The organism is Pseudaminobacter sp. Soil_N_29 (genome assembly GCF_057656055.1).
In genome coordinates, this window is the sequence record NZ_JBDGLC010000005.1 from 1 (window position 1) to 11,225 (window position 11,225).

Sequence of the window (11,225 nt, forward strand, 5' to 3'; positions counted from 1 at the left end):
GGCGAGCGGGCGCAGAAATTTGCCGGCCATTCGCTGCGCGCCGGCCTGGCTTCCTCGGCCGAGGTCGACGAGCGCTATGTGCAAAAGCAGCTCGGCCACGCCAGCGCCGAAATGACCCGCCAATACCAGCGCCGCCGCGACCGCTTCCGCGTCAATCTCACCAAGGCAAGCGGGCTGTAGGCGGCGAGCCGCCGGTCCGCTTGCCGGACGAAATCACGACTGCCAGGAAAGCTGGTCTTTCGGCAACCGGCCGCTAGGGTCGAACACGGCCACCTTGTGCGGCAGGCCCGGCCCCCAGTCCCACAGCACGAGATTTCGATCGTCCGGCTCGGCCCCCGGTGCGAAACTCGGAACCAGGATGCCGGCAATCCCTTCGGCCCGCAGACGGTCGTGGATCGACCAGGATGCCGGGCGGCCTCCCTCGCTGAGCGCCATCGCCCAGGCGCAGGCCAAGTCCTCCAGCGCGACCGAAAACTCTCCCCTGCCCTGCTCGGTCGTCAGATCCGCGATGTCTTCGCAGTCGATCTCGTAAGAGCACAGCACGCAAGGATCGATGCGGTGCGCAAAGCCCTGATTGGCTTCCTTCACCGCCGTCATCACCGAAAGCCCCAGATAGAGCGCTGGCACCCCCTTGGGGTTGAAGCGGGCGCCGCGGATGGCAGCCCCATCGCCGGAGGTCGGCCTGAATGCCCAGCGCGGATCATGTGCCCTGTAGCAGGTGCCGACGAACCTCACGCAAAGCCGCCGAGGGCCATGTGGTCGAGATAGTCGCGAACGGCGGCCGCCTTGCCTTCCTTCACCAGCGATTCCGCCGTGCGCCCACCAAACGCCGGCAGAGGTTGCGCGCGGTACCAGGCCATCGCCTGTTCCTTGCCGCCGGCCCACTCGGTTACGCGGCTGATGATCTCGAGCAGTTCGCGCAGGCGGCCCTGCGTCCTGGCGGAGCGGCTGCGTTCGGCGCGATAGACCGTTTCGCGTGCCAGACCGGCCGTTTCGGCAAGCTGGCCCTTGGACATGCCAAAACCGTCGGCAACCTGGCCGACCGCGATCTTGCCGTTGCGGTCCATGTAGGACCAGACCAGGGGTTCAGCCCGGGTGGATACCTTCATCGCGTGGCCCATTTTCATCACCCTGTCATATCAGATGCCGCGTTCCATGTGCATAAGCTATGACGCCGGCTTGCAGCAATCAAGTCCGGGAACATCCCACCGCGCCCGTCTGATGCTGCGCGACCTACCAAAAGCACTCGATTGGATGCTCAGGGACATGAACATAACATACCCAGCCAAAGGAGACCGCTATGCAGACGAGGCGCGCCGCCAACCTGTCCATCGACGCTTCTCTGCTGCACGAAGCCAGAACGCTCGACATCAACATTTCGCGCGCGGCCGAAGAGGGCATTGCCAAGGCAGTGGCGAACGCCAAGGCTGAGCGCTGGCGCGCCGAAAACAGGGAGGCTCTGCAAAGCTCCAACGCCTTCGTCGAAACCAATGGCCTGCCGCTGGAGCGCTTCCGCCAGTCCTGATGACCGCGCCAACCCTCGCGGGGTTACTCGATGTCCAGGCCGCCCTACCTCGCAGCACTTCATCAACCGGCCCCCTCCCCTGCCCTCGCCGCTTGCCCGCGGGCCGCGGCAGACAGCGCATTCAGCACCGGCCCGACCGAATAGCGGCCGCTTTCGGCACGCTCGGTCAGCGCGCGCAGATAGCCGCCCGGCGACCGGATTTCGGATGAGCGTTCGAGGATGGCCGCGATCGTCACCGCGGCGTTGAGATCGCCCATGGCGCGGCGGGCCCGCGTCCACGCATCCGGCGATACGCCCAGCATGGAGCGCACCAGCCCCGCCGTCTGCACCAGGTCGCGCCAGTCTCCAATGCCCTTGCGGGCATAGAGCGCAATCTGCGGGCAGGCCGTCAGAACAGCTTCCAGCGGCGCCGGTGCCGACTTCGTCTCAAGTTCGGGCGGCAGGGGCGTATCGTCGTCCCGGGTGTCGCGCGCCGCCTTCAGCCGCCGCCTTATCCCGGCAACCCTGTCGGCCTGATGGGCTGGCCCGCCTTCGCCAACCATCACGGTCTTGCCGCGCCGATTTTCCTTCAGCTCTTTTTCTGAGCTAGATTCAAATTGGAGGTCTGTATTTGAATTCTGAATATGGCGCTCGGAAATGGAGTCATTGGCGCTCATTTCTTCGTTTGTAAGACTGTTGAGGTAAGCCAGTTCTACCTCTGCCCGCAGCCGCGAGAGCGCGTCCCGACGCTTCGAAAGGTCCTCCGGCGCGGCATTGCGGGCCACGCGCCCGGACAGTTCCGCGAGACGATCGGCGAAGCGGTCCCAGTCCCCCGCCCTCTCCTCGCTGAGGCCGGCGTCGATCGTCTTGGAAACGTCGCGCAGATGGATGGTGATCTCGCTGCGCAGCGCCTGCAGCGCCCGCGCATGGGCCCGTGCCGCAGCAGCGTGCGCCTCGATCTCGGCCGCGCGCAAGGCGAACGGTGCCAGGTCGAACCCGAAGGCGCTTTCGATCTCGCCGCCCTCGCCGCGGCGTGCATAGCGCTTGCCGTTGGGGCTGTCGCGGCGGATGATCATCTGTGCGTCGACCAGCGCCGCCAGATGCCGCCGCAAGGTCGCCGGCGCCATGCCGCGCGTGCGCATCGACAGCTCGGCATTGGAAGGAAACACGATCAGCGGCGCGCGCCCATCCATCTCCGCCGCCTGGTGGAAGCTCAGCAGCGCCTCCAGCACGGCAATTGTGCGGTCGGACAGTCCATAGACCACCCTCGCTTCGGTCAGAGACCGCAGTAGCTGCCATTTGTCGGCCGTCGCCGTCGCCTCGCCCTCGTCCGCTTCGGCCAGCAGTTTCTGGCGCGCACGCGCCACTTTCTCCTGCGCTGCGAACATGGCGTGCGAAAGCGACCGACCGCCAAACGGCGTCGTTGCAAAACGCTCAGTCATCACTTCAACCTCGATTCGAGGCAAGCAAAGCCGTGCCGGAACGTGCCCAACCCTTGACAAGACAGGTCGGAAGTGATTCTCTCACAATCGCTACATTGATGAGGGCTTCCGGAATGGTGACGTTTCGGGGGCCTTTTTCTTGCCGGTTTCCTTTCTTTCCAGCTCTTTCCGTTACTCTGGCTACGCACTGACACTGTCCGTCAGGCGAACCACCGACCCATTATCGCGGTGATTCGCCGGACGGGGATAAACTCATTCGCGCCGCTGCTCCTCGAACCGCTGCAGCAGCGCCGGCAGTTCCTCGCCGAGAAATTCGGCGAAGCCATCCGGCGCGGCCGTCAGTTCCAGCCGCGGCGTTTTCGTCAAATTGGCGAGCCGGGCGAACACACGCCCCTGCCCGTCGCGGATCTCTGTCGCCGGCTCGGCCTTGGGCTTGCGCGCAAGGCGATTGAACAGCAGCGTGAAACGGGTGTCGCTGTCGGCGGCGCGAAAACGATCGCGCGTCACCTCATCGGCCGCCTTCACCTGCGCCGCATCGCTTTTCAGAAGCTCGGCCAGTTCCATCCAGCGCGCCCGGCCGGCCTTCGGCGCGGGGCCGATCGCCTGCGCGATCTGGAAGGGCAGAGCCTCTGCCACCTGCAGGAAGCGGGTCATGTCGGCCTTGTGCAGCGACAGCGCCTCCTGCACCACGCCGCGCTCAAAACCGTGCTTGATCAGCGCATGCGCAAACAGCGCCCGCTCGATGAAGGAGAGGTTGCGCCGCTCGGAGTTTTCCTTGCCCTGCGCCAGCACCAACTCGGCGTCGCTGAGATTGCGCACGATACTGCGCACCGGCTTGCCGAGCCGGAGCACCGCACGCAAGCGGCGATGGCCGTAGGCGGCCTGGAAGCGCCCCGGCTTTTCCGGGTGCGGGCGCACCAGCACCGGCACCTGCTGGCCGCTTGTCTTGATGCTTTCGACCAGGGCTTCGAACTCCGGGTCGTGGGTGTCCTCGAAGCTCAGCCGGTCGCCGACGAACGACGCCTCAACCAGGGCGGGATCGATCTCGACGATCCGCTCGCCGGCCTCGAGGCTCTCCTTCAGCCGGCGCGCATCCTCAAGCTCGCGCGACAGGCCGCCGAGCGAGAGCCCCATCGCCTTCACGGCGCCGGAAGCGGTGCGCGGCTTTTCGGGCGTTGCCGGCTGCGAGGGCGCAACGGCGGCAGGCTTCTGCTCCGGGCGCGGAGCCGGCGCGGTCGGCTGCTCCATTCCGAAGAGCGCTTTCAGCTGGTCCTTACGGTTCAGTCCCGACATGCCCGCCTCCTCAACCTCTGTTCCAGGCTTTGAGGATAAGGCCCTCGATCTCGGAGTTGACAGCTGTCAACGATTCCATCGCGCGGTCATAGGTCGTGCGCGTGAAGCTTTCGCGCGACACTTCGTAGAGCGTCTGCTTGGTCAGCCCCGCGTCGGAAAATGCGGTCGACTTCACCAGCGGCGCGGTCAGCACCCGCGCGCCAAACAGCGACCGCAGGAAGCCGGCGATCTGCGCCTGCGGCCCGTCATTGGGCTCGTAGCGGGTGATCAGATAGCGCATGAAGTCGAAATTGAGCTCGCCGCCCGCCTCGCGCACCACCGCCAGAAGATCGGCGGTCATGAACAGGAACTGGCTCATGGAGGCGACGTCGAGCATCTGCGGATGCACCGTCACCAGCACCGAGGTGGAAGCGCACAGCGCCGACAGGGTCAGGAAGCCGAGCTGCGGCGGGCAGTCGATGATGACGACGTCATAGTCTTCCGCCACCGTGGCGAAGGCCGCCTGCACGCGGGCGAAAAACAGCGGCTGGCCGTCGTCGGCGCCGTTCTGGCGCGCCGACAGCATGTGCGGCGTGGTGTGCTCGAACTCCTGCAGCTCAAGATTGCCGGGCACCAGGTCGAGCCCGTCGAAATAGGTCTTGCGAATGATCTCGCGCAGCGGCCGCCGGCTGTCGTCATAGCGGATCGCGCCATAGAGCGTGTCGTTGCCGTTGAGGTCGAGTTCCGGCTGGTAGCCGAACAGCGCCGACATCGAGGCCTGCGGGTCGAGGTCGACGGCCAGAACGCGGAAGCCCGACAGCGCCAGGTGCTGGGCAAGATGCGCGCTGGTGGTGGTCTTTCCCGAGCCGCCCTTGAAGTTGGTCACCGCGATCACCTGCAGGTGCTCGCCGAGCAACTCGCTGCGGTGCGGCAGATAGCTGCGCGCCTTGGCGCCGCCCTGGTCGGCCAGGTGCCGGCGCAGCGCATTGATGTCGGCCAGCGTGTAGAGACGGCGCCCGCCAACGCCGACCTCCGGCTGGGGCCCCTCCCCCGCAATCGAGAGCTGGCGCAGATAGCCGTCGGAAACGCCGATCAGCTTGGCCGCCTCGCCGCTGGTGAATTTTCGCAGCACCTTGCGCGTGTCGGGCTGGAACAGCCGGCTGCGCATCGCCTGAAGCTGGGCCGACAGCATGTCCGCGTCGGCCGCGATGGCGCGGTCGGTCGGCACCGCGGCGCCGTCGACATGTCCCCAGTCCTGTTCTCTCATTATTGCGTCGGCAACCATTTCAAACCCTGCTTATCCGGCCGTCATCGTCAGGAACGCAGCGCTTAATCCCCCCGCTCCGCGCCGAAAGGCGAGAACAGTGCAGATCATGCGCCGATTCGGGCCGGCAGGTCGAATCTCGCCTACGCCGAGCGGATTTTTTACGTGAATTTCCCGCAGTAACGACCCGAAAGTCGTGTTACGCCTGAATCGTCGAATTACGTCCCAATTCCGTAACAAGGGTGCAGGGAGGGGCGAGTCGCGTCAAGCACTTTATAGTTAACGGAAATTAACCATTTTGGCAGCGCCGACGGGCGCGGCTTCTTGTCGGTCACAGCGCCGTGCGCCGGCGCGCGCAACCTCCGTTGACAGCTGTCAACGAAGGGCGTGCTCGCACCGTCGCGCCAGCTCGCTTCCCGCGTTCCCCGCGTGCCGTCAGCGAATGACCGGCAGCTTGTTGAACTGGTGGAACGGCGGCGGCGACGACAGCGTCCATTCCAGAGTCGTGGCTCCAGGGCCCCACGGGTTGGCACCGGCGACACGCTTCTTGGCGAAGGCATCCGCAACCACGACCAGGAACACCAGCAGCCCCACGGCTGAAATGTAGGAGCCCAGCGAGGAGACCAGGTTCCAGCCGTGGAAGGCGTCCGGATAGTCGGCCACCCGGCGCGGCATGCCCGCCAGCCCGAGGAAATGGTGCGGAAAGAAGACCAGGTTGACGCCAATGAAGGTGATCCAGAAATGCAGATCGCCCAGCCTCTCATTGTACATGTAGCCGGTCATCTTCGGGAACCAGTAGTAGAAGCCGGCGAAGATGCCGAAGGCAGCACCCAGCGACAGCACATAGTGGAAGTGGGCAACCACGTAGTAGGTGTCGTGCAGCATGCGGTCGAGCCCCGGATTGGCCACCACCACGCCGGTGACGCCACCTATGGTGAAGAGCAGGACGAAACCCATCGCCCACAGCATTGGCGTCCTGAACTGGATGGTGCCGCCCCACATGGTGGCGATCCACGAAAACACCTTGATGCCGGTCGGCACGGCAATCACCATCGAGGCGAAGGCGAAGTAGCGCTGGGTTTCCACCGACAGGCCGACGATGAACATGTGATGCGCCCAGACCACGAAGCCGATCACGCCGATGGCCACCATGGCGTAGGCCATGCCCAGATAGCCGAAGATCGGCTTCCTGGAGAAAGTGGAGATCACATGGCTGACGATGCCGAAAGCCGGCAGGATCATGATGTAGACTTCCGGGTGGCCGAAGAACCAGAACAGGTGCTGGAACAGGATCGGATCTCCCCCGCCTTCCGGCGCGAAGAACGTGGTGCTGAAATTGCGGTCGGTGAGCACCATGGTGATCGCCCCGGCCAGCACCGGCAGGGCCAGCAGCAGCAGAAACGCCGTCACCAGCATGGACCAGGCAAACAGCGGCATCTTGTGCATGGTCATGCCCGGCGCCCGCATGTTGAGCACGGTGGTGATGAAATTGATCGCCCCGAGGATGGAAGACGCACCGGCAATGTGCAGCGACAGGATGACGGCGTCGACGGCCGGCCCGGGCTGCCCGATCACCGAATAGGGCGGATACATCGTCCACCCGCCGCCATGCCCGTGCGACCCCGGCGGCCCGGGCAGGAACAGCGAGATGATGAACAGCAGAAACGAGGCAGCCAGCAGCCAGAACGACAAATTGTTCATGCGCGGAAACGCCATGTCGGGCGCGCCGATCATCAGCGGCAACATCCAGTTGCCGAAGCCACCGATCAACGCCGGCATGAGGACGAAGAAGATCATGACGATGCCGTGGGAACTCACGACCACGTTGAAGGTCGTGGGATCTGAAAAGAACTGCAGCCCCGGGTCCTGCAACTCCATCCGGATGGCAAGCGAAAGGGCAGTGCCGAAAATGCCCGCGATCAGCGCGAAGATCAGATAGAGCGTTCCGATGTCCTTGTGGTTGGTTGAAAACAGCCAACGGATAAGCGGACGAGGGATGTGCTCGTCCGGACCTGCGGCCGACCGAGGCATACGGGCTGCATCAGACATTGCGCTACCCTCCTTGTGGCTGGGCAGGCCCTTATGTCGGCAACGGCTGGCGGCTAGCAGGCCGCCGCTGCGCGGGAATAGCGCCTGGCCAAGCTCCTCCTTGGTTGCGAAGATCGTTTGGTTCGCCGCGATTGTGCGGCCGATGGCGCTTCCGTAATTGCGGCGCCGCCGATTTCATTGTCGATTTGTCGGGGCTGTTTGCAGGGAGCGGCGGCCAGGGATGCCGGGGCAGGGGCTTGCGCTGCCCGGACGAAGCAAGGTGCACTGGCGTAGCGGCGCTTCTCACGCACGACATCGGATCTCCGCACTCCCGCGCCCCCGAAAAGGTGCGCCTGCAAGGAAAAGAAGGCAAGCGGAATTAACTGTTGTGTCGGTGCAATATTTTTGCACTCTTACCGGGGTCACTATGCGAGGTCTTGATGGACATCGACCGTGCCCGCACATTTCTCGAAATAGTGCATTCCGGCAGCTTCCTGAAGGCGGCCGAACGGCTCAACGTCACGCAGACGACCGTGAGCGCGCGCATACGTACGCTCGAAGACGAACTGGGGCGGCAATTGTTCGTGCGCAACCGCAACGGCGCCCGCCTGACCCCGGCCGGCCGCGAGTTCGAGCGCTATGCGCAATCCTTCGTGCAGATCTGGGAGCGGGCGCGCCAGCAGCTCGCCGTTCCGCAGGGCAGGACCAGCGTGGTCGCGCTGGGCGGCGAGTTGAGCCTGTGGAACCCGCTGCTGCTCGACTGGCTGGTCTGGATGAAATCGGCCGAGCCCAAAATCGCCATCCATGCCCATGTCGGCGTTCCGGACCAGTTGCTGGACCAGCTCAGAACCGGCGTTCTGGACATTGCGGTTCTCTACGCGCCCAAGCTGATGCAAGGCTTCAAGGTCACTCTTCTGCTTGAGGAACAGCTCGTGCTGGTGCGCGGCAGGAAGCCGGGCGCGGCGGGGCAGGGGGAAGACGAATATGTCTATGTCGACTGGGGGCCGCTGTTTGCCGCCCAGCACGACGCCAATTCCGCCACCTTCGGCGAGCCCGGCCTGCTGGTGGGCCTGGGGCCGCTCGGCTTGAGCTACATATTGCGCGCGGGCGGCATGGGCTATTTCCGCAAAGGCGTGGTTGCTCCTCTGGTTCAGGCCGGCGAACTGGAATATGTCGCGGGCGCGCCCGAATTCACCTATCCGGCCTATGCCGTCTATCCGGAGGATGGCGAAGCCCGAACCGATGTTGGCGCAGCCCTCGACGCGCTGCGAAAGGTCGTGGCGGAAGGCAGGCGGGAGACAACTGTCAACACCGTGCTCCCGATCGGCTGAACAGCGCTCGCAGTCTTCAGGCGCCGGGCGGCGCTCCGTAGTGCAGCACCTGCACCTTTTCCAGCGTCACCAGCCCGCTGGTCATCATCGTGTCCAGCACGGGCAGGAAGGCGCTGATCTTGTCCTCGCTGTCGACAATCTCGACCACCAGCGGCAGATCCTCCGACAGGCGCAGGATCTTCGTGGTGTGCAGCCGGCTGGAATGCCCGTAGCCAAGCCCGCCGCGCAGCACCGTGGCGCCGGCAAGATGCATCTGGCGCGCCTTGAGCACGATTGCCTCGTAGAGGGGGCGACCGTCGCCGTCGCGGTCGTCTTCCCCGATGAATATGCGCAGAAGCTGCGCCTGTCCCGGTGTCTGCATGTTCAGGATACTCCCAGACGATTGAGACGTGCGGCGAGCACGTGGCCGAGCCATACCGCCACGAGCCATGCCGCAACCGAAACCACCACGTTCAGCCCGGCAGCCGGCCAGGCGCCGTTCTGCGCCAGGCGAAGCGTTTCCAGGCTGAAGGCGGAGAATGTGGTGAACCCGCCGCAGATGCCTGCCATCACGAACTGGCGCTGGTGCGTGCCGGAAAACAGCCGCCCGCCGGGGCCGGTCAGCGTGGCGTAGAAGCCGATGACGAAGGAGCCGGCGAGGTTGACGAAGAGCGTGCCCCACGGGAATCCGGCACCCAGCCAGGCCAGCGCCGCCAGAGAGGCGAGCGCCCGCAGGACGCTGCCGATGACGGCCCCGGCGCAAACGGCGAGATAGAGAGAGATCGTTTCGCCCGCGAAGCGGGTGCGCATTATTTTCCCGGTCGTGCGCGCAGGCGGGAGCGCGAGGTCGTCGGCGGGAACCTTGTCCGGCCGGTTCATCACGCGCTCGCCCCGAGCATTGCCGCGCCCGCGGCATAACCGAGCGCCACACCGCACAGGCACAGGGCAACCGAAAGCAGCACGTTGCCACCGGCCCGCAGTACCTGGCCGTCGCGGACCAGCGCAAGCGTCTGCAGGCTGAAGGAGGAGACGGTGGTGTAGCTGCCGAGGAAGCCGACGACCGCGAACTGCCATACGTCGGGCAGGGGGAGGGCGCCGGTGTCGGAAGCGGCAGCGACCACGCCTATCGCGACGGCGCCGCTGACATTGACCGTCATCGTGCCCCAGGGAAAGGTTTCGCCCACGCGCCGCCCCACAAGGCCGGAGACGAGGAACCGCGCCGGGCCGCCGAGCGCGCTGCCGAGCACGACCCATAGCAATCCCTGGAGAATGTCTTGCATGTCCCAAAGCCTCCGAGCACGCCCTCGCGAACCGGTGTGCGCGCGTCCCGATTGTTACCCGAATTCGCAGCCGCGGTCGGCAGGCTTTCTTCCGCAGTTGGCGATTTCCCGGCGAGGAGGTTGGCACCGTGTTGACAGCTGTCAACCGGCGGCCACGGCATTCGCTCAGGCGTGGCTGGCGGCTGCCTCGCGGATGGTCTTGAGCAGGATCGAGAAGGCGGGGGAGGGGGGCGTGTCGGTGCGCATGGTCAGCCCCACCGGGCCGCGCGTCTCGCCGGTGTCGACCGGCAGCGCGGCAAGCGTGCCGGCCTTGAGATCGTCCGCCACCACGCCGGCCGAAATGATCCACACCGCATCGCTCTGGCGCAGGAAGGCGCGGCCGAAGGAGTCCGACACCGTCTCGATCTCGGTCGGGATCGCCGCCACCCCGTTGGTGATGAAGAGGCGTTCCACGAACGGACGGATGATGGAGCCGCGCGTGGGCATCAGCACTGGATAGTCGCCCAGCCGCTCGAACACGTCCTGGCCGCCCTTGAGCAGCGGATGCCCGGCCCGCACCACGAACAACACCTGTTCGGAATAAAGGTGCTCGAAGAAGAAGCCGGTCATCTTTTCGGGCGCGGCGAGGCGGCCGACAACGAGGTCTAGTTCGCCGAGCCGCAGTTGCTCGAGAAGAACCGCATTCTCGCCGGTGACGATCTTGATGGTGGCGCCAGTGTCTTCCTTCAGGAACAGGCTCATCGCGCGCGGCATGATATGGGCGGAAACGGTGGGCAGAGTGCCGATGCGGATCGGCGGCCCGCCTTCGGCGCGGGCATTGGCGACCGAATCGATGCCCTGCCGCAGCGCCGTGATGGCCATGCCGGCGTGCTGCACGAATATCTCGCCCGAGCGCGTGATGCGGATGCCGCGCCCGTCGCGCTCCAGGACGGCGACGCCCAGCGCTTCTTCCAGCTCGCGTATGGTCTTCGTCACCGCCGGCTGGCTGACATTCAGGATGCCGGCGGCCTTGACCACGCTTTTCTGGCGGGCAACTTCAAGAAAGGTCTGGAGATGGCGGAAACGGACACGACTTTCTATCATGGCTTTTCATAACCCATAGGTTAAGAGAACGCCACAAAATAT

The 11,225-nt window shown here is 65.2% G+C and carries 13 protein-coding genes; 3 read left to right on the forward strand and 10 right to left on the reverse strand.

From position 1 onward, the window contains the following. Positions 1–180: tyrosine-type recombinase/integrase (locus AC3A4H_RS12760; RefSeq protein WP_487766984.1), on the forward strand; the 180-nt coding region annotated here is incomplete at its 5' end. 33 nt (positions 181–213) lie between these two features. On the opposite strand, the gene AC3A4H_RS12765 is transcribed toward AC3A4H_RS12760, so the two are convergent. Both AC3A4H_RS12765 and AC3A4H_RS12770 read right to left on the reverse strand, forming a co-directional pair. Then, positions 214–735, reverse strand: a complete 522-nt coding sequence (locus AC3A4H_RS12765) for an RES family NAD+ phosphorylase (RefSeq protein ID WP_487766985.1) — start codon at positions 733–735, stop codon at positions 214–216. Next, positions 732–1,109, reverse strand: coding sequence for an MbcA/ParS/Xre antitoxin family protein (locus AC3A4H_RS12770; protein ID WP_487766986.1), 378 nt, complete (start codon positions 1,107–1,109; stop codon positions 732–734). Before AC3A4H_RS12770 ends, AC3A4H_RS12765 begins: the two co-directional genes overlap by 4 nt. Positions 1,110–1,300: 191 nt before the next feature. On the opposite strand from AC3A4H_RS12770, the gene AC3A4H_RS12775 reads away from it, so the two are divergent. Beyond that, complete coding sequence (locus AC3A4H_RS12775; RefSeq protein ID WP_487766987.1) at positions 1,301–1,525, forward strand: type II toxin-antitoxin system CcdA family antitoxin; 225 nt, start codon at positions 1,301–1,303, stop codon at positions 1,523–1,525. 62 nt (positions 1,526–1,587) lie between these two features. Here AC3A4H_RS12775 and repC read toward each other — a convergent pair whose 3' ends face one another. From repC to ctaD, 4 genes are all read right to left on the reverse strand, one after another. Continuing rightward, complete coding sequence (gene repC, locus AC3A4H_RS12780) at positions 1,588–2,946, reverse strand: plasmid replication protein RepC (RefSeq protein ID WP_487766988.1); 1,359 nt, start codon at positions 2,944–2,946, stop codon at positions 1,588–1,590. Between the two features lie 252 nt (positions 2,947–3,198). Next, positions 3,199–4,239 (reverse strand): plasmid partitioning protein RepB, encoded by a 1,041-nt coding sequence (repB, locus tag AC3A4H_RS12785; protein WP_487766989.1) that lies wholly within the window; start codon positions 4,237–4,239, stop codon positions 3,199–3,201. A gap of 10 nt (positions 4,240–4,249) precedes the next feature. After that, positions 4,250–5,485: a plasmid partitioning protein RepA gene (gene repA, locus AC3A4H_RS12790; RefSeq protein ID WP_487766990.1), complete on the reverse strand. Its 1,236-nt coding sequence runs from the start codon at positions 5,483–5,485 to the stop codon at positions 4,250–4,252. Positions 5,486–5,917: 432 nt separating this feature from the next. Beyond that, a complete protein-coding gene (gene ctaD, locus AC3A4H_RS12795) occupies positions 5,918–7,513 on the reverse strand; it encodes a cytochrome c oxidase subunit I (RefSeq protein ID WP_487767304.1) in 1,596 nt (531 codons plus the stop codon). A 437-nt stretch (positions 7,514–7,950) separates the two neighbouring features. Between ctaD and AC3A4H_RS12800 the strand changes: the two genes are divergently transcribed. Then, the gene (locus AC3A4H_RS12800; protein WP_487766991.1) at positions 7,951–8,841 is read left to right on the forward strand and encodes a LysR family transcriptional regulator; all 891 of its coding nucleotides are present in this window, start codon (positions 7,951–7,953) and stop codon (positions 8,839–8,841) included. A gap of 16 nt (positions 8,842–8,857) precedes the next feature. On the opposite strand, the gene AC3A4H_RS12805 is transcribed toward AC3A4H_RS12800, so the two are convergent. The 4 genes from AC3A4H_RS12805 to pcaQ all read right to left on the reverse strand — a co-directional run bounded on the left by AC3A4H_RS12805 (position 8,858) and on the right by pcaQ (position 11,183). Next, positions 8,858–9,202, reverse strand: coding sequence for a DUF190 domain-containing protein (locus tag AC3A4H_RS12805; RefSeq protein WP_487766992.1), 345 nt, complete (start codon positions 9,200–9,202; stop codon positions 8,858–8,860). A gap of 2 nt (positions 9,203–9,204) precedes the next feature. Next, entirely contained in the window at positions 9,205–9,630 is a 426-nt protein-coding gene (gene crcB / locus AC3A4H_RS12810; RefSeq protein ID WP_487766993.1) for a fluoride efflux transporter CrcB, read from the reverse strand. 68 nt (positions 9,631–9,698) lie between these two features. Beyond that, positions 9,699–10,100 carry a fluoride efflux transporter CrcB gene (gene crcB, locus AC3A4H_RS12815; protein ID WP_487766994.1) on the reverse strand — a complete coding sequence of 134 codons (402 nt, stop codon included), beginning with the start codon at positions 10,098–10,100 and terminating at the stop codon, positions 9,699–9,701. Positions 10,101–10,265: 165 nt separating this feature from the next. Next, positions 10,266–11,183 (reverse strand): pca operon transcription factor PcaQ, encoded by a 918-nt coding sequence (pcaQ, locus tag AC3A4H_RS12820; protein WP_348781156.1) that lies wholly within the window; start codon positions 11,181–11,183, stop codon positions 10,266–10,268. Between the last annotated feature and the right edge of the window lie 42 nt (positions 11,184–11,225).

Bases quoted from the DNA above. Each gene is read 5' to 3' on its own strand.
- AC3A4H_RS12770 (WP_487766986.1), bottom strand. From the start codon at position 1,109: ATGAAGGTATCCACCCGGGCTGAACCCCTGGTCTGGTCCTACATGGAC.
- AC3A4H_RS12775 (WP_487766987.1), top strand. From the start codon at position 1,301: ATGCAGACGAGGCGCGCCGCCAACCTGTCCATCGACGCTTCTCTGCTG.
- repC (WP_487766988.1), bottom strand. From the start codon at position 2,946: ATGACTGAGCGTTTTGCAACGACGCCGTTTGGCGGTCGGTCGCTTTCG.
- repB (WP_487766989.1), bottom strand. From the start codon at position 4,239: ATGTCGGGACTGAACCGTAAGGACCAGCTGAAAGCGCTCTTCGGAATG.
- repA (WP_487766990.1), bottom strand. From the start codon at position 5,485: ATGAGAGAACAGGACTGGGGACATGTCGACGGCGCCGCGGTGCCGACC.
- ctaD (WP_487767304.1), bottom strand. From the start codon at position 7,513: ATGCCTCGGTCGGCCGCAGGTCCGGACGAGCACATCCCTCGTCCGCTT.
- AC3A4H_RS12800 (WP_487766991.1), top strand. From the start codon at position 7,951: ATGGACATCGACCGTGCCCGCACATTTCTCGAAATAGTGCATTCCGGC.
- AC3A4H_RS12805 (WP_487766992.1), bottom strand. From the start codon at position 9,202: ATGCAGACACCGGGACAGGCGCAGCTTCTGCGCATATTCATCGGGGAA.
- crcB (WP_487766993.1), bottom strand. From the start codon at position 9,630: ATGCGCACCCGCTTCGCGGGCGAAACGATCTCTCTCTATCTCGCCGTT.
- crcB (WP_487766994.1), bottom strand. From the start codon at position 10,100: ATGCAAGACATTCTCCAGGGATTGCTATGGGTCGTGCTCGGCAGCGCG.
- pcaQ (WP_348781156.1), bottom strand. From the start codon at position 11,183: ATGATAGAAAGTCGTGTCCGTTTCCGCCATCTCCAGACCTTTCTTGAA.